At 66.9% G+C, this 22,634-nt stretch carries 26 protein-coding genes and 1 tRNA gene; 17 read left to right on the forward strand and 10 right to left on the reverse strand.

The features are described from left to right. On the forward strand, positions 1–278 hold a 278-nt coding region (locus A3ES_RS49590; protein ID WP_040456338.1), incomplete at its 5' end, for a hypothetical protein. Between the two features lie 71 nt (positions 279–349). On the opposite strand, the gene A3ES_RS0135770 is transcribed toward A3ES_RS49590, so the two are convergent. Further along, complete coding sequence (locus A3ES_RS0135770) at positions 350–1,576, reverse strand: MFS transporter (RefSeq protein ID WP_026163513.1); 1,227 nt, start codon at positions 1,574–1,576, stop codon at positions 350–352. 72 nt (positions 1,577–1,648) lie between these two features. Beyond that, entirely contained in the window at positions 1,649–2,890 is a 1,242-nt protein-coding gene (locus A3ES_RS0135775; protein WP_020391655.1) for an MFS transporter, read from the reverse strand. Between the two features lie 320 nt (positions 2,891–3,210). Here A3ES_RS0135775 and A3ES_RS0135785 point away from each other — a divergent pair. From A3ES_RS0135785 to A3ES_RS0135795, 3 genes are all read left to right on the forward strand, one after another. After that, a tRNA-Ser gene (locus tag A3ES_RS0135785) sits at positions 3,211–3,299 on the forward strand. Between the two features lie 321 nt (positions 3,300–3,620). After that, entirely contained in the window at positions 3,621–4,700 is a 1,080-nt protein-coding gene (locus A3ES_RS0135790; RefSeq protein ID WP_020391657.1) for a hypothetical protein, read from the forward strand. 757 nt (positions 4,701–5,457) lie between these two features. Beyond that, positions 5,458–6,477 (forward strand): hypothetical protein, encoded by a 1,020-nt coding sequence (locus A3ES_RS0135795; protein ID WP_157630919.1) that lies wholly within the window; start codon positions 5,458–5,460, stop codon positions 6,475–6,477. A 76-nt stretch (positions 6,478–6,553) separates the two neighbouring features. On the opposite strand, the gene A3ES_RS0135800 is transcribed toward A3ES_RS0135795, so the two are convergent. Continuing rightward, positions 6,554–6,967, reverse strand: a complete 414-nt coding sequence (locus A3ES_RS0135800; RefSeq protein WP_020391659.1) for a hypothetical protein — start codon at positions 6,965–6,967, stop codon at positions 6,554–6,556. Between the two features lie 136 nt (positions 6,968–7,103). Between A3ES_RS0135800 and A3ES_RS0135805 the strand changes: the two genes are divergently transcribed. Genes A3ES_RS0135805 through A3ES_RS0135815 form a run of 3 tightly spaced genes read left to right on the forward strand, consistent with a single transcriptional unit; the run spans position 7,104 to position 9,144 of the window. Continuing rightward, positions 7,104–7,760, forward strand: a complete 657-nt coding sequence (locus tag A3ES_RS0135805; protein ID WP_020391660.1) for a class I SAM-dependent methyltransferase — start codon at positions 7,104–7,106, stop codon at positions 7,758–7,760. Positions 7,761–7,799: 39 nt separating this feature from the next. Continuing rightward, positions 7,800–8,540: a class I SAM-dependent methyltransferase gene (locus tag A3ES_RS0135810; RefSeq protein ID WP_020391661.1), complete on the forward strand. Its 741-nt coding sequence runs from the start codon at positions 7,800–7,802 to the stop codon at positions 8,538–8,540. A gap of 49 nt (positions 8,541–8,589) precedes the next feature. Continuing rightward, positions 8,590–9,144: a dihydrofolate reductase family protein gene (locus A3ES_RS0135815; protein WP_020391662.1), complete on the forward strand. Its 555-nt coding sequence runs from the start codon at positions 8,590–8,592 to the stop codon at positions 9,142–9,144. Here A3ES_RS0135815 and A3ES_RS0135820 read toward each other — a convergent pair. Then, on the reverse strand, positions 9,085–10,011 hold the full coding sequence (locus A3ES_RS0135820) for a phosphotransferase (protein WP_083933912.1): 927 nt from the start codon (positions 10,009–10,011) through the stop codon (positions 9,085–9,087). The two genes, A3ES_RS0135815 and A3ES_RS0135820, sit on opposite strands and share 60 nt — an antisense overlap. Here A3ES_RS0135820 and A3ES_RS0135825 point away from each other — a divergent pair. Beyond that, entirely contained in the window at positions 9,991–10,344 is a 354-nt protein-coding gene (locus A3ES_RS0135825; protein WP_020391664.1) for an NUDIX domain-containing protein, read from the forward strand. The genes A3ES_RS0135820 and A3ES_RS0135825 overlap by 21 nt on opposite strands. Here the strand turns inward: A3ES_RS0135825 and A3ES_RS0135830 are convergent. The 3 genes from A3ES_RS0135830 to A3ES_RS0135840 form a co-directional block, all read right to left on the reverse strand. Next, the gene (locus A3ES_RS0135830) at positions 10,341–10,766 is read right to left on the reverse strand and encodes a nuclear transport factor 2 family protein (protein WP_020391665.1); all 426 of its coding nucleotides are present in this window, start codon (positions 10,764–10,766) and stop codon (positions 10,341–10,343) included. The two genes, A3ES_RS0135825 and A3ES_RS0135830, sit on opposite strands and share 4 nt — an antisense overlap. 78 nt (positions 10,767–10,844) lie before the next feature. Further along, on the reverse strand, positions 10,845–11,798 hold the full coding sequence (locus A3ES_RS0135835; protein WP_026163514.1) for a sigma-70 family RNA polymerase sigma factor: 954 nt from the start codon (positions 11,796–11,798) through the stop codon (positions 10,845–10,847). Positions 11,799–11,924: 126 nt separating this feature from the next. Next, a complete protein-coding gene (locus A3ES_RS0135840; RefSeq protein WP_020391667.1) occupies positions 11,925–12,257 on the reverse strand; it encodes a LamG domain-containing protein in 333 nt (110 codons plus the stop codon). Between the two features lie 92 nt (positions 12,258–12,349). Here A3ES_RS0135840 and sigJ point away from each other — a divergent pair, with 92 nt between their 5' ends. Beyond that, positions 12,350–13,225: an RNA polymerase sigma factor SigJ gene (gene sigJ / locus A3ES_RS0135845; protein ID WP_020391668.1), complete on the forward strand. Its 876-nt coding sequence runs from the start codon at positions 12,350–12,352 to the stop codon at positions 13,223–13,225. 96 nt (positions 13,226–13,321) lie between these two features. Beyond that, entirely contained in the window at positions 13,322–14,611 is a 1,290-nt protein-coding gene (locus A3ES_RS0135850; RefSeq protein ID WP_020391669.1) for an FAD-binding oxidoreductase, read from the forward strand. A gap of 56 nt (positions 14,612–14,667) precedes the next feature. Here A3ES_RS0135850 and A3ES_RS0135855 read toward each other — a convergent pair whose 3' ends face one another. After that, positions 14,668–15,639, reverse strand: a complete 972-nt coding sequence (locus A3ES_RS0135855; RefSeq protein ID WP_237745153.1) for a VldE C-terminal domain-containing protein — start codon at positions 15,637–15,639, stop codon at positions 14,668–14,670. Between the two features lie 176 nt (positions 15,640–15,815). On the opposite strand from A3ES_RS0135855, the gene A3ES_RS0135860 reads away from it, so the two are divergent. The 4 genes from A3ES_RS0135860 to A3ES_RS0135875 all read left to right on the forward strand — a co-directional run bounded on the left by A3ES_RS0135860 (position 15,816) and on the right by A3ES_RS0135875 (position 18,052). Beyond that, positions 15,816–16,595, forward strand: a complete 780-nt coding sequence (locus A3ES_RS0135860; protein ID WP_020391671.1) for an enoyl-CoA hydratase/isomerase family protein — start codon at positions 15,816–15,818, stop codon at positions 16,593–16,595. 97 nt (positions 16,596–16,692) lie between these two features. After that, complete coding sequence (locus A3ES_RS55230) at positions 16,693–16,848, forward strand: DUF6131 family protein (protein WP_020391672.1); 156 nt, start codon at positions 16,693–16,695, stop codon at positions 16,846–16,848. 76 nt (positions 16,849–16,924) lie between these two features. After that, positions 16,925–17,269, forward strand: coding sequence for a YciI family protein (locus A3ES_RS0135870; protein ID WP_020391673.1), 345 nt, complete (start codon positions 16,925–16,927; stop codon positions 17,267–17,269). A 45-nt stretch (positions 17,270–17,314) separates the two neighbouring features. After that, complete coding sequence (locus A3ES_RS0135875) at positions 17,315–18,052, forward strand: GNAT family N-acetyltransferase (RefSeq protein WP_020391674.1); 738 nt, start codon at positions 17,315–17,317, stop codon at positions 18,050–18,052. Here A3ES_RS0135875 and A3ES_RS0135880 read toward each other — a convergent pair. Next, entirely contained in the window at positions 18,023–19,429 is a 1,407-nt protein-coding gene (locus A3ES_RS0135880; protein WP_020391675.1) for an MFS transporter, read from the reverse strand. The genes A3ES_RS0135875 and A3ES_RS0135880 overlap by 30 nt on opposite strands. A gap of 186 nt (positions 19,430–19,615) precedes the next feature. On the opposite strand from A3ES_RS0135880, the gene A3ES_RS0135885 reads away from it, so the two are divergent. The 3 genes from A3ES_RS0135885 to A3ES_RS0135895 all read left to right on the forward strand — a co-directional run bounded on the left by A3ES_RS0135885 (position 19,616) and on the right by A3ES_RS0135895 (position 21,965). Beyond that, a complete protein-coding gene (locus A3ES_RS0135885; RefSeq protein WP_237745155.1) occupies positions 19,616–19,969 on the forward strand; it encodes a YciI family protein in 354 nt (117 codons plus the stop codon). After that, the gene (locus A3ES_RS0135890) at positions 19,966–21,198 is read left to right on the forward strand and encodes an RNA polymerase sigma factor (protein WP_020391677.1); all 1,233 of its coding nucleotides are present in this window, start codon (positions 19,966–19,968) and stop codon (positions 21,196–21,198) included. Before A3ES_RS0135885 ends, A3ES_RS0135890 begins: the two co-directional genes overlap by 4 nt. 71 nt (positions 21,199–21,269) lie before the next feature. Further along, positions 21,270–21,965: a hypothetical protein gene (locus A3ES_RS0135895; protein ID WP_020391678.1), complete on the forward strand. Its 696-nt coding sequence runs from the start codon at positions 21,270–21,272 to the stop codon at positions 21,963–21,965. A 116-nt stretch (positions 21,966–22,081) separates the two neighbouring features. Here A3ES_RS0135895 and A3ES_RS0135900 read toward each other — a convergent pair whose 3' ends face one another. Next, entirely contained in the window at positions 22,082–22,627 is a 546-nt protein-coding gene (locus tag A3ES_RS0135900) for a DUF4240 domain-containing protein (RefSeq protein WP_020391679.1), read from the reverse strand. Positions 22,628–22,634: the final 7 nt, after the last annotated feature.

Consider the following 22,634-nt stretch of genomic DNA (forward strand, 5'->3'; position numbering starts at 1 on the left):
GTGCGGCGGCCGGACCCAACACCACCGGGGCACTGGAGGAGTTCTTCCACCAGCTCGACGAGACCATCGGCGACCGCGCCGCCAAGCTCACCAACAAGGTCCGCACCGACGCCCTGCTGAAGCTCATCGCCGCCCGCCGCAACGGCTGGACCAACCAGACCCGCTGGGCCGAACTGATCCGCGAACACCTCACCCGACACCACGGCCACGCCCCCCAGCAGCGCCAGCACACCGACCCCAAAGGCGCACCCAGCCTCCGCTCACCATATCCACCCTAAGCGACATAGGACACCTGTTCGAAGACCGCAACTCTGTCTGACCCGTCAAATTTCGCCCACTGCACAGCGGCTCAGGTACGACGGGTAGCAGCGTCCGGAAGCACCCGCTCGAGCACCACGATCACCACGCCGGCTGCCAGCGCCAGTACCGACATCGCGATCCAAGGCAGCTCAGGCCGGACCTCGAAGAGCTGAGCGAAGAAGGCCGGCACCAGCACGCTCGCGAAGGTGAACGAGTACTGCCAGTACGACAGATACTTCCCCCGCCCATTGGCAGGCGCCACGGCCGCAGCGAGCGCGTTCCCAGTAGCGGCATGCAGCAGGTCGGCTCCAGCAAAAACCGCCGTCGCCAAGATCAACCCCGGCACCACCAGCCAAGCCGGCACGTGCAGCAACCCCGCCATCAGTACGCCCCACACCGCCCACAGCGCACCGGCGACCACGAGCACCTGCGTACGCCGTCGCTGCTCGGTATGCCGCACCACCAGCGTCTGCCCGGTCGCCAGCACCACCGACGTCGCGGCCAGCAGCACGCCCACCAACCACTTCGGCGCCTCCGGCAGCGCTTCGGTCACGTAGACCGGAAGCCCCACCCCGAACAGCATCGTGCACAACGCCAGGATGGTGTTCGCCGCGATCAGTACGAGGAAGGCCTTGTCCTTCCGCAGCAGTGGCGCCGGCCCGCTGTCCTGAGCGGCCGCAGCCCGCGCGTCATGCTTGGCCCGAAGCCGGAGCAGCAGCACTCCCGCGATGAAGAAGGTCGCCGCGTTCACCGCCATCCCGATCAGGAACGGCCGATCCCCGTCGAAGCTCAGCAGTACGCCGGCTGCCAGCGCTCCAAGCCCGAACCCGGCCGCCTGCATCATCCCGCCGAGCCCGAACCAGCGGTCCCGATCGCCCGGATCCGAGACGTCCGACAGCAGGCTGAAGATCGCTGACCAGAACACCCGCTGCCCGGTCGTCGTCACCAGCGCGCAGAGGAACAGCAACCAGAGCGACCGCCCGAAGAAGAACCCGGTGAACCCCAGCCCCTGCGCGAACTGCGCCCCGATCACCAGGTTCCGCGGTCCAACCCGGTCGATCACCAGGCCGACAACCGCCGGTGCCGCGATGGAGAACATGGTCGCGACGGTCAGCATCAACCCCGCAGTACCGAGGGGAATGTCCGCGACGCGCACGAAGAAGAGCAACAGGAGCGGTCCGGCGCAGCCGCCGCCGAAGGAGTCGATGGCCAGCCCGGCGAGCAGGGGCGCCCGGCCGCGCATGTTCGGCAGTCCGAGGGATGTGGCTGTTGGCATCTGATTTCCCCGGCGGCAGTTGGACTCTCGACCGTGAAGAGTAACAATCCCCGGCCGAGAGCCTCTAACTGTTTACCGCTGCGCGGCCGATTCCCGTACTACGACGTGCCGCAACGGCCGCCACGCGAGCACGGTCATGATCACCATTCCCGCGAAGGCGAAAACGAACGGCACCGTCAGGCCGAACCGCTGAGCAAGTACGCCGCCCAGCAACGCCCCGAGCGCGGCCCCGCCGATCGAGGCCAGCGTGTAGACGTTGTTTACCCGTCCCATCAACGCGTCAGGCGTGGCTAGCTGTCTGGCCGTAGTCGAAACGATGCCCCAGACAACGGCGTGTACTCCGAACACCGTCATCGTCGCGACCACCACGATCGGACTCGTGGCGACAGCCAGGATGAGATGGACCGTCGTTTCCACCACCAGCCCCGCCCGGAGCAGCGCCAGACTCCCGACCCGGGGTTCAAGCAAGTGGTAGACCGGCATCCCCGCGATCGCGCCGACCGCGCTCGCGGAGATCAGCAACCCGAACTGCGTCTCGCTCAGCCCGAGCCGCTGCTTGGCGAACAGCACCCAGGTCGCGAATGCGGCCATGAAGGTGATGTTCATGATCAGGATCGTCCACGCGAGCGTACGAACGCCTGCGTGGTTCCACAGCCACTGAACGCCCTCGCGGACGTCGGTCCACAGCGCAGTACGGGCTGCGTCTTCCCTGGCGACGGATGGCCGGACCGTCACCCTGGCGATCAAGATGGCGGCCGCCGCGAACGTCACGGCATTCATCACCAGCGGTACTCCGGTGCCGACGGCAAACAACAGGGCGCCGATCGGCGGACCGCCGAGTTGGTTGGCAACCGTGCCGGTCGCATAGAGCCGCGCATTCGCCTTGCCGAGATGCTCTCTCGGTACTGCGTTGACGAGCAGCGCGCCTGATGCGCTGTCCGCTAAAGTCTCCGCAGTACCGAGGAGGAAGAGCGTCAGGTAGACCGCCCACAAAGGCGAAACGCCAACCAGTACTGCGATTCCGAGTGCGCCCAAGATGATGGCGCGAAAGGTGTTGGAGGCAACCACCACCAGGCGGCGGTCGAGTCGGTCGACCAATGCCCCACTGAACAACGCGAACAGCAGCCAAGGAAGTTGCTGCACGAAGACAGCGGTGCCGACGGCAAGGGGTTGATCGGTGATAGAGGCAACCAACAACGGGCCGGCGGCAAGCATGGCGCCGTCGCCGAGGTTGGAGATGGCCGAGGCCGGCCAGATCTTGCGGAAGTCCCGTCCCAGTTCAGCGGGCAGGACGAAGGTACGAAGGGATTGCATCGAAGCTCCCAGAGGGCATGACGGCAGACTGGACGGGCGACGTCGACCGACGCCGCCGGATCGTCCGGTCAGTCACCCCGCGTCAGCAGCAGCTGATCAGCGAGCCGACCGGACGGTGCAAGCCATGTCCTCCGATGACCTAGACATCGCTCCCACCTCCGTCTCCGATGCAGGACGAGTGGCACGTCCACCCATCACGCCCCAGACCCTACCGGCGCCCGCAGCCACCCGCCCACCCCTTTACAGCCGTCCCGATCCACCCGCCACTCCCAAGGAGCGCTATCCTCGATCCTCGGCAGCCACCCCTCGGGTGACCGCCTGGAGGGCTCGCATAGTGGCCGAGTGCGCTGGTCTTGAAAACCGGTATGGCGGGTGACCGTCATCGTGGGTTCGAATCCCACGCCCTCCGCTCATCGACGCCAAAAGGGCCTCTCACCTGCGGAAACGCAAGCGAGAGGCCCTTTCCTGTGTCAGTCCGGTGGTGTCCGGCCACGTCCGGCTGAAAGCCGCCAGTTTCGGCCAGCCGTGCAGAATCCGTGCAATGGCTTTGCCGTGGAGGACCCGGCCGGCGCTGAGCCGTCAGCCTGCCTCAGATGGCCCAGTGGAGCTCGCTCGACACAGGACCACTGGCAAGCCTCATACGTGACTCTGGCCGCGCGGTGAAAACCGCAAGGCGGATGTCGGCTCTCCGAGGCACACTTGGTCCGTCTAACGCAGGAGGGCGAAGGGTGTGAATATCGGCTTGAAGGTCCCGATGGCCGAGGAACTCGTGTGGGCAAATGTGATGCGCCCGCGTATCCCGCTGGTGTACCTGGACCTACACGTGGCCATCCGCATGGCGCGCGCATTGAGGGGCGACACCACGGTACCGGCTGAGTACCTCCAGCTTTACCGGGCAGCGCTGCGCGCCAAACTTGAGAGGCGCGCCATGTTCCCGCTCAGCGGCGAGCACATGTGGGAGATCCTGCAGATCACCGATCCCAAGCAGCGCGGCGACCTCGCCGACATCTTTGCGACGCTGTCCGACTACTGCTACTTGCCCGGGCGCACGCTTATCGCAGAACTTGAGATCGAAGCGGGCATGGCGAAGATCTTGGGCGAGGACATCTCTGATCGGAGTATTGCGCTTGTGCGGTCGACCTTCGGACATGCGTTCGGGATGGTCGGCGGAATGAAGATCGTGAACCACGACGGTGGCGACGCCTCCGACGCGGTCCGTGCCCAGATGTCAGACGCCGAGTTCGACACGCTCATTGCGAGGATGAATTACGAGATGGAGCGTCGCATGCTGCGCGGTCCGTCCGATGAGGACCTCGAGCAGCTCCGGGCCGATCCCGCGTTCCAGCCGGAGGTGGCGGCTGAGGGTCAGAGAAGCCGGGTCGAATGGGAGCAGGACACCGAACGGGTATTGAACGAGAATCCGAAGTGGCGCCGCGGTCGTCTTCGTGACCTGATCGACGCCCGCGAGTTCGTGCACGAGTGGATCGACATGTACACCCGCACGCGGATCGAGCGCCAGGAGGCGGGCTTGCCCGACTTCGATCCGCCCGACGACGAGCTGCGACGGTTCATGGGGGCGATGCCCCACACTCAGGTCGCGGTGAGCGTGAAGACCAGGTACCACAACAATCCGCAGCACAAGTGGACTGTGAACGACATCGTCGACATCGACGCTGTGTCGGTGGCATACGCGTACTGCGAGGCGGTGTTCCCAGACAAGGCGATGCGCAACGCTCTGTTGAGTTCCAGAGAGCTACTGTCCATCGGAACATACGTGCCCCGTCGCCCCGGGATCTCGCCGCGTGGCTGAACTCGCTACCGACTGTCATCGCGCCGGACTTCTTAGTACCGCACCCGCTGAACCGGTCGACGCCGACCACCCGCTGACGCGACGAGCGGGCGCACCACCCGACGGAGGACACCGCACAGAGGGACGTCGTTTGCCGAATACTGTGCAGTATTCGTGCAACGGTGCCGACCGGTGGATCGTCAGCAGCTAGCGTTTATGCAGGTCAGCGCCACAATTCGGCGGTCCGGGTAGCTTGGCCTTGAAAACCGGTTTGGCGGGTGACCGTCATCGTGGGTTCGAATCCCACGCCCTCCGCCGATGTGATGTCTCAAGACATCCCGGACAGGTGAACCCACGTTTTGTGGGTTCACCTGTTCTTTTTGGGGATGGGTCCGGGTGGCATTCCGGTGGGTTGGTAGTCCTTGGTGGGGTCGAGGACGAGTTCGCGCAGGAGTTCGCCGGTGGCGGATGGTCGAAGGAGAGCTGACCATGCGCTGCTGGAGCGCACCGAAGTCGAGGCGGTCCCGCGGTCCACACGACCAGCTCGCCGTCGAGGACGCGGTGATCACCAACCGGGCCTTCGACATGCCCGAGCATCCACGACCTGTTCGCCGATGTCGTGAGACACCCGTCCGGTATGTGTTTAACCACAACACCACGCCCTCCGCCGACAGTTAGACCTCAGTCGAATGCCCGGTGCGCCGTGAACTTCGGCTCCCAGGGTGCCGTCTGTTGGGCACCGGCGTTGCAGCCGGGCCCAAGCGGACCTGGAGGGGATATGAGGAGATTCGTCGTCGGAGTGAGTGCACTGGCATTGCTGGCCGGACTGGGGAGTGTTCCGGCTGTTGCGAGTACTGCGGCTGATGCTCGCGTAGGGGCAGCTTGTGCGTACGAGAGGCTGGCTTTGCCGGAGGGGCACTCGTGGGCGAGCAGGGTTCTGGCTGCTGACCAGACTGGGCGTCACCTGATCGGCCAGGTGCGGCATGTCGATGGGACGGACAAGCCGGTGTTGTGGACCGATGGGCAGCCGCAGTGGCTGATTCCGGAGGAAGGGCTGCCGAGTCAGACGGCGGAGGCTGTCACGAATGACGGCCGGGTTGTCGGCAGTACGTTGCAGAAGGACTACAGCCGGACGTACTGGATCTACCAAGCGGGCACGTATCAGCCGCTCGCGGTGCCCGCTGAGCTGAAGTTCTTCGACATCACCTCGATCAACAATCGTGGTGACCTCGTCGGCTACGGCTGGGACGACCAGCTGCAGGCGAACGTCCCGCTCGTCCGGCCGGCCGGCGGCGAGTGGCAGCGGCTGCCGAACCCCGGTGCGGGCGACGCCCGGAAGATCAGCGACGAGGGGCTGGTGATCGGGATGGCCGGCCCGGAGTACCCGAACACCGGCGTGGTCTGGGATTCGTGGACCACCCCGCCGAGGAAGCTGCCGGGGAAGACCCAGGAGACCACCCAGGTGAAGGACATCCGCGGCGAGTGGATCGTCGGCTACGAGGCGATCGGGGCGCAGTTCGAGTTCCGGGGCTTCCGCTGGCCCACCAACGGTGAGCCCGCGGTGAGCTTCGAGGGCTACGACATCGCGTCGGTGAACCGGAACGGCGACCTCGCGACGGCAACCGGCCCGACGGCGGACGGCTCCACCGTGATCCGGCGCGATGGCAGCGAGATCACCTTCCCCATCCAGACCGATCTGCGGCACCTGTTCGACCGCGGTGAGAAGTACACCGCCGCCGGCTACATCGGCACCCAGGCGGACCCGCTCGCGGTCGTCTGGAAGGACTGCGGTCTCTGACCGACCTGGTCGCCCGCCGGCTGGTCCGTGGTTTCGGCCGCGGACCAGCCGGCGACGAGTCAGCCCGGCGAGGGGATCAGATGAGGGTGGTCCAGATCTTCGTGCTCTTCTCAGCGCCGATGAAGGGCTGGTTGACGGCCCACAGCAGACCCTCCTGGTTTTCCGGCAGGTCGAAGTTGCACATCACCCAGCCGCCGTCCGCGCCGCGGTGGTTGAAGCACTCCCGGTACCAGGTGGTCGACGACTCCTGATCCTGGAGCGTGGCCGCGGCGGAGTCACCGTTCGCCGCGGTGTCGTCCACCCAGACGCGGTCTCCGTACTCGGCGAAGCACGCCTTGGCGCCGGTCACCGACACGCACCAGACGCCATATCCGGTCGGCGGTGGGCCGCTCGGAACCCCCGTCGCCGCCGACGCCACGACCGTAGTACCGGCCGTGATGAGTACCGCCGCCGCAGGGATCCCGATCAGCGCGCGCACCAGCCTGTTCATGCACTCTCCTCACTCGACAAATCCAAACACTCGTTTGACCCACGGAAGTCAATCATTTCTCGATCCCGCCTCTTCAGGCGCCCTGGTGGAGTAGCTGGGCATGCACTGTCGGTGGTGGTGTCTAGGGTCTGGGGGCATGGTGGATTCGGGGTTTGTCGCCGCTACGCGGGACTCGTATGACGCTCTGGCTGCTGAGCATGCGGAGGTGGTGGCTTCGGGGCTGGATGACCGGCCGTTGGATCTGGCGCTGTTCGGACTCTTCGCGGAGTTAGTGGTTGCTGGAGGCAACGGTCCTGTTGCTGATGTCGGGTGTGGGCCGGGGCGGGTGACGATTCTGCTGTCCAGGTTGGGGCTGGACGCGTTCGGGATCGACTTGTCGCCGGGGATGCTGGCGTTGGCGCGGCGGACCTATCCGCAGTTGCGGTTCGAAGAGGGGTCGATGCTGGCGTTGGAGTTGCCGGACGATTCCCTTGGTGGGCTGCTCGCCTACTACTCGATCATTCACATCCCGTGGGAACAGCGGGCGCAGGTCTTCGCCGAGTTTCACCGGGTGCTCGCACCGGGTGGGACGGTGATGCTGGTCTTCCAGATCGGCGGGGACCGGGGGCGGCGTACGGAGTTCTCCGGTACGCCGGTCGCGCTCGACTGGTACCGGCAGCAACCGGCTGAGGTGGCCGAGCTGCTCCGGGAGGCGGGCTTTGAGCTGTGGATGACGGCGGTTCGCGAGCGTGCGGATGAGGAGAAGACCACCCAGGGCTACCTCCTGGCCAGGAAGCCCGCGAATGGCGGATAAACCTTTGCGGGGGTGGGCGCAGCTCCATAGCGTGCCCGTATGACTGCGGATCCGTATGGCGATGAGCGGCTGGTCGTGCTTTACGACGGGGACAATGCGGCTGGGGATGATCACGAGTACTACCTGAAGCTCGCCGATGCCATCGGGGCCAGGAAGGTTGTCGACTTCGGGTGTGGCACCGGGCTGCTGACTCGCGCCTTTGCGCGGCCGGGACGGGAAGTGATCGGCGTTGATCCGAGCGCGACGATGCTGGGGTTCGCGCGGAGGCAGCCGGGGGCTGAGGCGGTCACTTGGGTCGATGGTGATGCCGGCGCGATCGAACGCACTGGAGCTGCGGACCTGGTCGTGAGCACCGGGAACGTGATGATGCACATCGGCCGGGACGAGTATCCCTGGGTGCTTGGGTCCCTGGCCGGTGCGTTGCGACCGAGTGGGGTCTTCAGCTTCGAGAGCCGCAATCCGGCGGTACGGGCCTGGGAGCAGTGGAATCCGGAAGCGTCGTACTTCGAGCGCGATACACCGGCCGGGCACCTTCGGGAGTGGGTCGAGGTCACCGAGGTGGACCAAGGGCGGGTGGTCTTCGACGCGCACAATGTGTTCGAGGACGGGAGCGACGCCGTCTACACCACCGTGTTGTACTTCCGCACCGCCGAGGAGATCCGTACCGACCTGGAGAGCGCCGGGTTCGGTGAGATCGAGGTGTATGGCGGCTGGCATGGGGAGCCGGCCTCGGCGGAGTCCCGGCTCTTCGTGTTCCGGACGGCTGCATGTCGAGGGTAGGTGGTTGGCTTCGACGTACCGCCCAAAGGCGATCGAAGGAGGTAGGAGCATGCGGGATCTGGTGGTCACCGAGAACATCACGGTCGACGGCGTGATCGACGCCAGCGGAGGGTGGTTCAACCCGGGTGACGCCGGTGAGGTGGACCTGTCCGACGTACTGGCGGCTCTGGAGGTGCAGCGAGAGAGTGCTGATGCGTTCCTGGTCGGGCGGCAGACATTCGAGGACATGCGTGGCTATTGGCCGCTCCAGACCGACGACCAGACCGGCATCTCCGAGTACCTCAACGCGGTGTCGAAGTACGTGGTCTCCACAACCCTGCAGGACCCGCAGTGGGAGAACTGCACCGTACTGCGTGGCCTGGACGACGTAGAGGCCCTGAAAGCCCAACCAGGCAAGGACATCGTAACCACCGGCAGCATTAAGCTAGTCCACTCACTAGCAGCAGCCGGCCTGGTTGACGAGTACCGCCTGTTCGTCTACCCAGTCGTACTAGGCAAGGGCCAACGCCTCTTCCCCGACACGACCACCCCATCCACCCTCCACCTAACCGAAACCCAACCCTTCCACTCCGGCATCACCCTCCTCCGCTACCGCACCCACTAGCAGGGGAAGGTCCCTCGCGACGGCGGACAGCCGGGCGAGGGTGTCCGCTGTCTCAGTGGCGTTGCCGGTCGCCGCGACGTGGTCCAGCCATCCGCCCTGCGCTCCAACCCATCCAGCGAAGACCCACGGCTCGGCCGGGATCTCAATGCCGCTGGCATGCTCATAGAGCGCTATGGCCGTGCGGAAGCCGTCAATGTCGTCCGTCCAGTCGAGCGCGACAGCTACGGCGTCCTGTACTGCGCTGGTGGGTCCGGCAGCGTCCCAGTCGAGGGCGACCAGTACGCCGTCCGCGCGGCGGAGCGTGTTCTTACGGTTGAGGTCGCGGTGGCTGTCGACCTCCACCCGTTGGTCCGGGCCGGTGTCGACGACACGGGCGAGGGCAACCACATCCTCTGGCCACCCGACGGCCTTCCATCCCGGAGACCGTCCAGCGAGCCGGGGAGCGCCTGCCGCGTGGATCTGCGCCAGTAGCTCGACGGCGCCGTCACAGGAGCGGGGAGTAGTCCCGTCGGTCCAGGTGTGCACGCGGACTACGTCCCCGCTCACGCGAGCCAGCGCGCGACCGGCGTACGGGATCGGCTCGGGCATCGGGACGCCTGCGGCGACGCAGCGGGCCTCGATCGCGTATGCCGCCTCGATGTTGCTCACGAAGCCTGTTGCGGACGCGTTGGTCAGCATGCGCTTAACTGCAAACGTTCCCTCGGTGGTCGTCGCTCGCCAGAGCTCGTTCGACAGCCCGCCCGCGACCGGCTCGGGGGCGGAGACGAGCTCACCAAGTCCGAACAGCCGGACGACCTCTGCGATGTCCACGGTCACAGCGTTCCATGGGTCGGCGATACTGCGGGCATGGTTTTTGAGGGCTCGCATCTGTGGAAGTTGCGGCAAGTGGTTGGCAAGCAGTTGTTGTTGGTGCCGGGGGCTCAGGTGGTGGTTGTGGATGAGCGGGAGCGGGTGCTGTTTCAGCGGAGGGTGGACTCGGGAGCGTGGGAGTTGCCTGGTGGGGCTGCTGAGCCGGGGTTGAGTTTCAGGGAGACTGCGGCGCGGCAGTGGATGGGTGAGCTGGTGCCGGGCGCCGATGAAGTGATTGAGGCACGCTTCTTCGAGCCCGGCGAGGTCCCGGCGCCGTTGCAGCCGCAGCAGGAGGCGGTGTGGGAGATGTACGCCGCCTACCGTGCGACTGGGCTCTTCCAGGGGCGCTAACGATCCCGTACTGCGGACGCCGTGTCGGCCGTGTCCTCCAAGGGGAACGAGTGGTGCTCGTGCGACACCACCCACCGGCCGGCCTCCTTGCGCAGGCCGAGCGTCAGCCGTAGCCGCGACGGATTGGCGGGGAACTCCTCGCCCGGCCCACACCGCAGCAAGGCGAATGCGAACGCCACGTCTTCACCCGTCGTCACCTTCAGCGAGTCGATCTCGAAGACGGCCCCGGACGCCTGCCACTTGAAGAAGCCGGGCCAGGTGTCCCGGTACGCGTCGAGCCCGCGCACACCGGCATACGGCGGCGGTACGTCGAACATCACGATGTCGTCAGCGTGATCCTCGAGGACAACCTCCAGTTCACCGGTGTGGACAGCCGCGGCCCAGCGCTCGATCAGGGTGCGGATCTCTTGCTCGTTCGTCATCGTTCCAGTCCTCTCTCGAAGCAACCTGTCACGACTACAACCCGCGCAACCCGCCAAACTCATCGCGCTGAGCCAAATTCATCCGGGCAGCGAGTCAGGCAGCCCGAAGCTGGGGAAGTCGGCCTCCAGGAACGACACGACCTCAGCGATCGCCGGCCCGCGCAGTACGAGCAGGTCGAGGCCCTTGGGGATGTAGCGGCCGTCCTCCCACAGGTAGGTGCCGAAGGCGAGCTGCCCGTTGGCCCAGACGGGCAGGATCTTCCACTGCCACTTCAGTGGCCCGTCGAGCAGGAACCCGCGGATGCCGTCGCGGCCCTCGAACCACTGCGGCAGCGGCGGCATCGAGTACTTCGCGTCGTCGGTCAACAGCGCCACGATTGCCTCCACGTCACCCGCTTCCCAGGCGTCCATGTACCGGCGAGCCAGGTCCCGCTGCGCAGCCTCACCGAGGCTGGCGAGCGTCGCCTGTTGAGTGGGGGCGCCAGTGACGACCTTCCGCGCCCTCTGCAGAGCGCTGTTGACCGCAGCGACTGTCGTGTCGAGCAGGTCGGCCACTTCGCTCGCGGCGAAGGCAAGAACGTCTCGCAGCAGCAGTACTGCGCGCTGCAACGCCGACAGGTGCTGTAGCGACGCCACGAACGCCAGCTCCACGCTCTCCAGCGCAACTACGCGCGCCTCTGGGGTCAGCTGCGCAGTCCAGGTGAGCCGACTCGCAGGGTACGGCTCTAGCCAGGCCGTCTCGGCCTGCGGCGCGCTGAGATCAGTGGGGAGCTCCCGGCGTCCCCTGCGCTCGATCAGCGTGAGGCAGCGGTTGGTGGCGATCTTGTAGAGCCACGGCCGCAGTGACTCCCCGTCGAATCTTCCCAGGCTGCTCCACGCCCGCAGCAACGTCTCCTGCACGCAGTCCTCGGCGTCGTGGTCCGAACCGAGCATCCGGTAGCAGTGCGCGTGCAGCTCATCCCGCAGCGGCCCGACCAACTCGCCGAAGGCGTCCTCGTCCCCTGCCCGGGCGAGCTCTATGCGGCGATCCATCGTGCCAGTGTTGCAGCAGCCCAGCCGCTGTCGATCGCCTCTGCGCACTGCTCGAGTCCTGCACCCAACTGCTCGACCAGCGGCCGATCAGTCATCTTCGCTACCGCTACAGCCGCGGCAGCATTGCTACGTCCCGCACCGGGCTGGGTCGCCGGCGAGCACAGAGCCAGGTACACAGGCGTTGGCGGCCGCAGTACTACCTCGCAAGTCGGCCAGCGATGACAGCGGCAGGCCTAGCGAGCGGATGCCGGAGACGCGCATCGGTGGCGTGTGGTCGTCCTCACACCACAGGCCCCGATCGGGCGGGATGAACAGCCGCAGACAGGAGTCCTTCCGCTCGTACTGCGCGGCTGTCGCGGCGCGAGAGCTCCACTGGGGCAGGTAATGCGGGCTCCAGACGGCGGGATCGAGCGTCGGCCCGTCGAAGTGGTCCTCGAAGATCAGCTGCCGTTCGGTCATGGTCAATGATCAGCGGCAAATCGGATCGCTGTCACATGATGGGGCTTCGAACCGTCAAAGCCTTGACGGACCGCGACGAGAGATTGTGACCTGTGGACGAATACGACCAGCTGGCGGGCAAGTTCGAGCAGAACCGCGCGCAGTTGCGGGCAGTGGCGTACCGGATGCTCGGTTCGGTCAGCGAGGCCGAAGATGCCGTCCAGGAGGCCTGGCTGCGGCTGAGCCGGTCCGATCCGAGCGAGATCCAGAACCTCGGCGGCTGGCTGACGACCGTGGTGTCGCGGGTCTGCCTCGACCAGTTGCGCAGCCGCAAGACGCGCCGGGAGGACCCGCTCGACGACATGTTCGTCCCGGACCCGATCCTCAGCACGCTGGACCCGGAGGAGGAGGCCGTCCGGGCCGACGCCGTCGGGCTGGCGATGATGGTCGTGCTGGAGAAGTTGTCGCCGGCCGAGCGGCTCGCGTTTGTCCTGCACGACATGTTCGGGCTCAGCTTCGACGAGATCGCGGAGATCGTCGACAAGACCCCGGCCGCCGCGAGGCAGCTCGCTTCGCGCGCCCGCCGCCGGGTCCAGGGCGCCCCGATCGCCGACAACGACCTGAATCGGCAGCGCGAGGTGGTCGACGCCTTCCTCGCGGCCTCCCGCGGCGGCGACTTCGAGGCGCTCCTGTCCCTACTGGACCCAGACGTCATCCTCCGAGCAGACGCCGGTACTACGGAAGCGCGCGGCCCGGCGGTCTCCAAGCTGGTCCGGGGTGCACTCGCAGTCGTCGAGCAAGCCCTCATGTTCTCGAGGATGTCCCCCCACAGCCGCCCGGCCCTCGTCAACGGCCGCCCCGGCATGATCACCGTCGTGGGCGACACTCTGATGGGCGTCATGGATGTCACTATCCGCGATGGCAAGATCACCGAAATCAACATCCTCGCGGACATCCCCCGGCTCAAATCCCTCCCGATCCCGGCCTGACGGGAAACTCAAAGAAAGTTCTCAAGGCCGTGTCTATCCCAGCCGATCTCCTTCGACGTGTGTGTAAGAGCCAGGGACACACGAGGGAGCACCAGGATGACCACGCAGGCGATCTGCAAGACAGAGGCCACCGGTAGCGACGTTGTCGCGGGGCTGCTCGGCGCTGGGTTCAACGGAGAGATCCACCGGCCCGGCGACGCGCAGTACGACGTACTGCGGCAGTCGATCGTGCCGGGCTTCGACTCGCGGCCCCTGGTGGTTGTGGAGGCCTACAGCAGGTCAGACATCCAGGCCGCTGTCCGCACTGCCCGGCAATACGGGTTGCCGCTCGCAGTACAGGCGACTGGGCACGGGACTCGTGTACCGGCCGACGGCGGCATCCTGCTGAGGACCTCCGCCATGACCTCGGTACTGGTCGACCCGCAGCGCAAGGTCGCCAAGGTCGGCCCCGGTACGCGATGGGGCGCCGTGATCGACGCCGCCGGCCAGTTCGGGCTGGCGCCGCTGGCAGGCTCCTCGCGGGACGTCGGAGTCACCGGCTACACGCTGGGCGGCGGTGTCGGCTGGCTGGCTCGCAAGTACGGGTTTGCGGCCGACAGCGTGATCCGCGCCGAGGTAATCACAGCGGACGGCCGGGTGGTCACTACGAGTGCCGACGAGCACCCGGAGCTGTTCTGGGCGATCCGCGGCGGCAGCGGCAACTTCGGCATCGTCACCTCGCTCGAGTTTCGCCTGTACTCCGTGCCGCAGGTCCACTCCGGCATCGTGTACTTCGGTATCGACAACGCCGCCGAGACGTTGAAGTTCTACCGCGACTGGTCCGCCACTATCCCCAACGAGCTGAGCACCGCGATCCTGCTCACCCGCCTCCCCGACTCGGGCACCCGAGCTCTCGCGATCAAGGTCACGTACGCCGGTGAGGCCGAGCTGGCCGAGCACCTCCTCAAGCCACTGTTCGAGGTGGCCGGCCCGGTCCTGGCCGGCGAGCTGAAGACGACGCCGTTCGGTGAGTCGGCGATGGGCGGCACGCCCGCTCGCTACCTCGACCTGGTCGACACGCTCGCGGACGACCTGCTCGACGAGCTGGCCAAGCTGCCCAGCGCGACCGTGGAGATCCGCCACTGGGGTGGCGCGATGGCTCACCCCGGTCCCGGCGCGGGCCCGGTCGGCCACCGCGAGGCGACGTACTCGCTGATCATCAACGAGGAGGTCCCCGAGCTGTCCGCCGTACTGCGGAACTCCGGCCGCACGTTCCTCAACTTCCTGGCCGACCCGGCCAACGCGAAATCGGCGTACTGCGAAGCCGACCTCGCCCGGCTGCGCTCGGTCAAGCGCGCCTACGACCCGGACAACTTCTTCCACCTGAACCACAACATCAAGCCCTGAAACGACGAACGGCCTGGCTCCTCGATGAACAGAGGAGCCAGGCCGTTCGAGTGAGATCAGGCCGTGCCGGAGTTGCCGTAGACCGAGACGTGCACGTGGTCGTAGTGGTTGGCGGTGTCGCCGCCGCGGTCCTCCATCGAGCGCCAGCCTTCGCTGCTGCGCTGGACCGTCCAGATGCGCTGCGACCAGATCAGCTCGCTGACGCCCATGGCCTTGCGGTTGGCCCGGAGCCAGTCGGCGATCTCCTGGCCGGTCCCGCCGCGAACCATGATGTCGAGCGCACGGCCGCTGGAGTGCTCGCTGCCGCTGTCGCCGCTGCGGAGCCCGCCGTACGACGTGACCGACGGGAACATGTTGCAGATCGCCCGGTGCACCCGGATCGCGTCAGGCGTCAGGCCGTCCTCGACACTCGAGCCGGACTTGCAGGCGGCCTGTGAGGGGCTGCCGTCTTCGACGGGCTTGTCGATCGGCTTGGTCGCCGACAGGTACTCCGCCTTGACCCAGCGGGAGACACCGTCGCGGACGATCTCGGCCCAGGCACCCTGGAGCTCGCCGGTCACGGAGACCTTGGTGCCCTTGTCCAGAACGGTCAGCAGACTGCCCGTCAACGGAGTGGACCAGACGTTCAGGTCGGTGGTCGTGTACTTGATGCCGGTGATCTTCGGCGGCAGTTTCGCCTTCACGCTCTCCGACGCCCGCGTCTTCACCGACGACGGCTTGGGGATCGGGGCTTGCTTCTTCAGGTGCTTCGCGACCGGCGGAGCCTTCGGCTTCGGCGCCTGGGTCGGGCTGAGGTCCAGCGGGGGACGAAGAGCGTCCCGGCTGGTCGGTGCCTCACGCTGCAGCTGCAGGGGCGAGCTGGCGGTAGACACTTCCTGCTTCGGTGTTTCGTCGGGAAAAGCTACTGCGGAGCCGGTGGCCAGCAGAGCCACCGCGGCGCCGGGAATCGCAACCTTCACGATGCCGGGGCCGATCACCTTCGGGCGCGGTTGACGGTGCCGCGCCTGTCTATGCCGTCCTTCAGCCACTGAAGCTCACCCAATCTGTCGAGATCAAAACGTTATCGACCGGAGGAGTCAAGCACACATCCCGGCAGGTCTCACAACCGGCGCGGACATTTAACGAATTGCGAACATGCCGCACGCTCAGCGGCGTGTGATCCAGCATGCGGCGCCGCAGTGTGCTCTCTGTTTGACTGCCCGTCATGGATGACCTCGGATTCAGCGTCGAGACCGGTGTGGTGTCACGGCTGGTGATCGACCGGGTTGCCAAACGAAACGCACTCACCCGGGCGATGTGGGAGGTGCTTCCGGGGCTGCTGGCGGAATTGGCCGCAGATCCGAAGGTGAAGGTCCTGGTGGTCACCGGCGCCGGGTCGAGCTTCTCCGCGGGCGCCGACATCGGCGAACTCGTCTCCGGCGCCGACCCGGCCGACCCGATGGCGGAGCTTCGCGCTCACAACCTGAGGGCCCAGGCGGCTCTGCGGGAGTTCCCGAAGCCGACGATCGCGGTGGTCCGCGGGCACTGCATCGGCGGTGGGCTCGAGATCGCGGTCAACTGCGACTTCCGCTTCGCTGCGAGCGGTTCGACGTACGGGGTGACGCCCGCGCGGATCGGTGTCGTCTATCCGCCGGCCGCGATCAAGGTACTGCTCGATCTGGTCGGCCCCGCGACTACGAAGTACCTGCTCTTCAGTGGTGACCTGCTGACGGCCGAGGAGGCCTACGCCAAGGGTCTGGTCGACCGGGTCTTCGCCGAGGACGCGCTCGACGCCGGCGCGGCCGATTTCGCCGCGACCCTGATCTCGCGGTCCCAGCTGACCATTCGCTCGGCCAAGGAGACCGCCAACGCGCTCCTCGCCGAGACCGACGCGGAGCCGCTCGCCTTCCAGCGCTACCAGGAGACGATCGCCGTCGGTGAGCTGGCGGAGGGCATCGCCGCTTTCCAGGCCAAGCGCGCTCCGAAGTTCCCCTGGCGAGGCTGATTTCCGGTCCGGCGGATTGGCGGCGATTACGGCTGGGCACCAGAGGTGGGAGCCGCCAACCCCCGCTCTGGCGGCCAGAGCAAGCTAAGGAGGCTTCATGCTCATCCTCGGACTGATCCTGTTGATTCTGGGATTCGTGTTGAGTATCCCGATCCTGTGGACGATCGGCGTCGTGTTGCTCGTCGTCGGAGCTGTGCTGTTCCTGCTGGGATCCACCGGTCGTGCTGTCGGGGGACGGCGACACTGGTTCTGATCTGCTGAGCGGGCCGAACCTCGCGAGTGGGCAGCTCGCGGGGTTCTGTCCGTACGCCCGGTTACGATCCGGCGGTATGAAGTACCTCGTACTGATCTACGGCGATGACACCTGGACCGGCGCCGCGGCGGAGCTCCAGGCGATCGGAGCCTTGACGAAGTTCAAGGACGAGCTGGCCGGTAGCGGCGAGCTGGTCAGTTCCGAGGGGCTCACCTTCCCCAGCGAGGGCCGCGTGGTCCAGGTCCGCGACGAGCTGAAGGTGGTCACCGACGGCCCGTTCGGCGAGGCCAAGGAGCAGCTCGCGGGCTTCTTCCTGGTCGACGTCGCCGATGACGAGCGGGCCCAGCAGGTGGCCGGGCGGGTCTCCGCCATCGTCGGCGATCGCGTCGAGCTCCGCGGGACCGTGCTCAGCGCTCCCTGAATAAGTATGTTGCAATCGGAATATCCATTCATCTAGCCTGGCCGCATGAGTGATGCCTGGCAGATCGAGCAGTACGCCGCCAAGGCCTGGCCGGCCGCCCGCGCCAAGGAGGCCGGCGGCTGGTTGCTTCGCAGTACGCCGGGTGTGAGCCGACGCCGGTCGAATGCCGCCCTGCCGCTGGGTCCGGGCGAGCAGTCGATCGCCACGGCTGAAGCCTTCTTCGCCGAGCATCAGCTCCCGGTCTGCATCCAGATCGCCCCGGCTGAGTTGCACACCGCCCTCGACGCCGAGCTGGCCGCCAAGGGCTACCAGCAAGCGGCCCCGACTCTGGTTCTCACTGCGCGCACAGAGCAGGTGATCGCCCGGACCGCGCTGCACCCGGCGGTGCCGATCGAGCTGAGCGACAAGCCGACAACCTCTTGGCTACAAGGGTTTGCGGAGCTCGACGACCACGGCGACAGCGCCACCGTGGCCGAGACCGTACTGGCCCGGATAGCCGAGCCGGCGGCGTACGTGAGTGTCACGCTCGACGGTCGCATCGCCTGCTCAGCTGTCTTCGTGGCAGGACCCGGTCTGGCCGGCCTGTTCTGTATGGCGACCCGACCCGAGTACCGCCGCCGGGGCCTCGCCACCGCCGTCATGTACGCCGGTGCCGACTGGGCCAGCCGCCAAGGGGCTGAACAGCTCTATCTCCAGGTGGAGGACGGCAACGGCCCAGCCCGGCGTCTCTATGCGACTGCCGGCTTCACCCGCTCACACACCTACCACTACCGCGTCGCGTGAGGCCGTGCGCTTCTTGCTGACCAGCAGGCTGGTGCCGACCAGACCGACGGCGATGAATGCCCAGCAAGCCGCGAAGGCGACCCGGTAGCCGGACACCAGGTCTGTCGGCGTCGCCCCACTCGTGTTCCCGATGGCGACGGCCGACAGGACCGCGATCCCCACCGCACCACCGATCTGGAACGACGCGTTCTGCAGCCCGGAGGCCACGCCCGAGTCCTCGCCGGCGACCTCGCTCAGCGCGGCGATCGACCCGGCCACGGAACCGGCTCCGAGCCCGGCGCCGAAGATGGTCAACCCCCAGAACGCGACTTCGAAGTACCCGGAAGAGACCGTGAGCAGGCTCATCACTGTACTGCCGATCCCGGCCAGGATCAGCGAGCCGGCAGCGATCGGGCGAGGGCCGATCCGGGTGACCAGGTTCTGCCCGACGATCGATCCACCCACGGCAGCGGCCGCGAGGACCGACGACATCAGCCCGTACCGGACTGCCGACGTTCCCAGCGCGAGCTGCGCGTACTGCGTATAGACGAAGTTCAAGCCAAAAGCCGCCAATCCCCAGGTCATCCCGATCAGGTTGCCGCCCACCACTGCTCGCGACCGGAAGATCCGCAACGGCACGAGCGGTGCCGCCGAACGCTTCTCCACCAGCACGAACAACGCGAAGAGGGCTGCTGAGGCGAGTGCCAGCAACGTGGTCCGCCCGGCCGATGATGACGGCGCCTCGATGACGGCGTACACGAGAACGATCAGTGCAGCGGTAACGGTCACGGCGCCTGCGAGGTCGAACGCGCGTCGCCCGGGTCCACGGCTGTCCTTGAGCAGTACCGGAGCCAGCGCGACCACGAGCAAGCACACCGGCACGTTGATGAAGAAGATCCACTGCCAGCCGAGTCCGTCGGTGACCGGGCCGCCGACCAGCGAGCCCGCCGTACCGCCGACGCCACTGGTCGCTCCCCAGATCCCCAGTGCCTTGTTCCGCTCAGCGCCGTTCGGGAACGTCGTCATCACGATCGAGAGCGCACTAGGAGCCAGTACTGCGGCCGCGATCCCCTGCAGGCCGCGGGCGAACACCAGTGCATCCCCTGTCCAAGCAAGGCCGCACAGCAGCGAGGACGCCGCGAACAGCAGTAGCCCGGCGATGAAGACGCGCCGCCGGCCCAGGAGGTCCGACACTCGCCCGCCGAGCAGCAGTAGTCCGCCGAACATCAGTGCATAACCGCTGGGCACCCACTGCACGCCGCCGCTCGAGAAGGTCAACTCACGCTCGATCGACGGCACCGCGACCAGCAAGATCGACGCGTCGAGGATGATCATGAACCCCGCCAGACAGAGCAGGGCGAGCGCGAACCAGCGCTTCGGATCGGGAGTGTTCTCCATGGTGCACGGCCTCCAGTACTGCGGACGCCCGGGCTGAGCGTCACCTGCCCGGTACGTCGGACTCCGCGCCGGGGGCTCGACATATTTCGCCCGGTACGTCGAAATAGCCTGGGGTTGTTCCGACGTACCGGGTGAGAGGAGGTCGCCGGGACCTCCGCGACCGTCAGGATGGTGCCTGTGAAGTACATGCTGCTGATCTATAGCAACGCGGAGAGCTGGGCCGGTCTGTCGGCCGAGCAGCGCGAGGGCCTGGCCCGGTCGCACGAGGAGCTGGCCAAGGAGCTCACCGAGCAGGGCATGCTGGTCAGCTCCGCCGGTCTGGCCGATCCGATCACCACCAGGACCGTCTCGGTGCGTGACGACGCCCGGACGACCACCGATGGACCGTACGCTGAGGCCAAGGAGCACCTGGCAGGCTTCTACCTGGTGGAGTGCGACAACATCGACCAGGCGATCGACTACGCCGCCCGGATGCCGGACGCGAAGTACCTCGCCGTGGAGGTGCGACCTGTGATGGACAGCTCCGGGCTGGAGATGTGAGCGACTTCGAGCTCCTGCTGCGGGAAGAGACGCCGCAGGTGCTCAGTGCGCTCGTCCGGCACTACGGCCACTTCGACCTGGCCGAGGAGGCTGTGCAGGAGGCTCTGCTCGCTGCTGCCCAGCAGTGGCCGACGGAGGGCGTTCCGGACAATCCGCGCGGCTGGCTGATCCGGGTCGGCTCGCGGCGGCTGACCGACCTGCTCCGCAGCGAGTCCGCCCGGCGCCGGCGGGAGGAGAACGCGGCCAACCTGGCCGCGCCGGAGGAGTTCGTCGCCTCGGCTCCGGATGTCGATGATCCGGGTGGGCGGGACGACACGTTGACGTTGTTGTTCCTGTGCTGCCATCCGGCGGTGTCCGCGGCGTCCCAGATCGCCTTGACTTTAAGGGCTGTCGGCGGTTTGACCACCGCGCAGATCGCCGCCGCGTTTTTGGTGCCTGAGGCAACTATGGCGCAGCGGATCAGCCGGGCCAAGCGCAGTATCAAGCAGGCGGGCAGCACGTTCGAGATGCCGCCCGAGGCTGAGCGCGATGCCCGGATGGGTGCGGTGCTGCACGTTCTCTACCTGATCTTCAACGAGGGCTACACCGCGTCCTCCGGTACTTCGTTGCACAGCGCGGAGCTGACAACGGAGGCGATCCGGCTGGTGCGGGGCGTTCGCCGGTTGCTGCCCGATGACGGCGAGGTCGCGGGCCTGCTGGCGTTGATGTTGCTCACCGACGCGCGGCGCCCGGCCCGGACCGATCCGGATGGCGGGCTGGTTCCGCTGGCCGAGCAGGATCGCTCGAAGTGGAACAAGGACGCGATCGTCGAAGGCGAGGCGCTCGTCACCGACGCGCTCTCCCGGACCCAGCTCGGGCCGTATCAGGTGCAGGCGGCGATCGCCGCAGTACATGGGACTGCTGAGCGGGCCGAGGATACTGACTGGCCGCAGATCGTCGCGCTCTACCAGGTGCTGGAGCAGCTGTCCGACAACCCGATGGTGACGCTGAATCACGCGGTGGCGGTGGCGATGGCGACCGGGCCGAAGGAGGGGCTCGCGCTGCTGGAGCCGCTCGAGTCCGACCAGCGGATCACCGAGCACCACCGGCTCGAGGCAGTCCGCGCGCATCTGCTGGAGATGTCGGGAGATCTCGACGGCGCCCGCGCGAGCTACCTGCAGGCGGCTCGGCGTACGACGTCCATCCCGGAGCGCAACTACCTGCAGTCGAAGGCGGATCGGCTCAGCTGATTTTCGGGGTGATTTCGTGCTGACCCGGATGCCGAGTCGCGATGACCGCCTAGGTGTGTCAGCGTTGAAGCGTGGACCTCACCAAGGCATCGCTCCTGCGCGAGATGCTGACCGGGACTGAGCTCGGCAGCCGCACGACCGAGTTCGCCCACTCGCTGCGCAGGTTCACCACCCGGATTGGGGGCCTGATGCTGTTCGGCCCCGCCGACGACGAACCGTGGCACCTCACCGCACACCTGGACGACGAGCTGCATCGCGCCGGGATCGAGGACATCCGCCCAGCCCTGGTCCGCTGGGCCCCGCCGCCGGACGCTCCACCCCATCTGTCGATCGGCCTCGACCGGCTCCGCGAGGCGGGTCGTGGCGAGTCGCTGCTGATCGTCTCCGAGCAGACGCCCGCCGACACGTTGCTGGAACGCATCGACGACGTACGCCGCCGCGGTACGACGATCTTCAGCATCGACAACGGCAACCAGGACCTGGCGTCGCTCTCCCACGAGTCGCTGGTGCCCGAGCTGCTGGTACCCAACAGCTTCGGCTCAGGCTGGGTCAGCCACCCGGTCGGCCAAGACCACGACGAACCAGACCACGGGCGGCACGCAGTACCGGACGAAACCCTGACCGCACTCCGAGACGCCGTCGCCGGCTTCGAAATGACCCAACACCTGGTCAGCCTCGCCGTAGCCGACGAAGACGCCGCCCAATCCACCGGCTGGCGCCGCACCCTCCGAACCTTCATAGAACGCCTCAGCGGAGAACCCGCCTAAGCACCTCCGTTTGTGTCCCGATGGACAGGACATAGTGCCTCTGCTCCACCTTTTCGCGGAGGCTCTGAGCGTGGAGTGGCGAAGGTGGGGCGACTATGTCCTGTCGGTCGGGACGGTTAGTCCTGGAGGCCGGCCAGCAGCGGGTAGCGGGTTTCGAGTTCGTTGCTGTCGTCGAAGTCGAAGTTTTCGCCGGTCGGGACATCCGGGATGTCGATGCCGGCGCCCTCGACCGCTTCCCAGTAGTCGCCGTTGGAGCCGCCCGAGGACTGGTAGGCGTGGACCGCGACGCTCAGCATCCCCTCGCCGTCGAAGCCCTCGAACCCCTCACCCAGGTCTTCGTCGACCACGTCGGCCAGCGAATCGGGGTCGGCCAGCGCCGCGTCCCAGATCTCCCGGCCCTGCGCGACCAGCCAGCCACGGAAGTAGTCGAAGCCGTCGTCGGAGGCGCCACCGTTGATCAGGTACGCGGCACCCCACAGATCCCACCGGTAAGACTCCGCCTGCAGCCGCTCCAGCTCCACGCCGAACCCGGCGATCTCCGCCAGCGTCAGCTCGCCCAAAACCTTCGTCAACGAGTCGGCGACCCCATCAGGATCCGCGACCGTGTCATCCACCTCAGCCCGAGCCGCCTCGACAAGCTCCCAGAACCCATCCTTGTCCACCCCGAAA

The sequence above is a fragment of the Kribbella catacumbae DSM 19601 genome, from assembly GCF_000372465.1.
GTDB lineage: Bacteria > Actinomycetota > Actinomycetes > Propionibacteriales > Kribbellaceae > Kribbella > Kribbella catacumbae.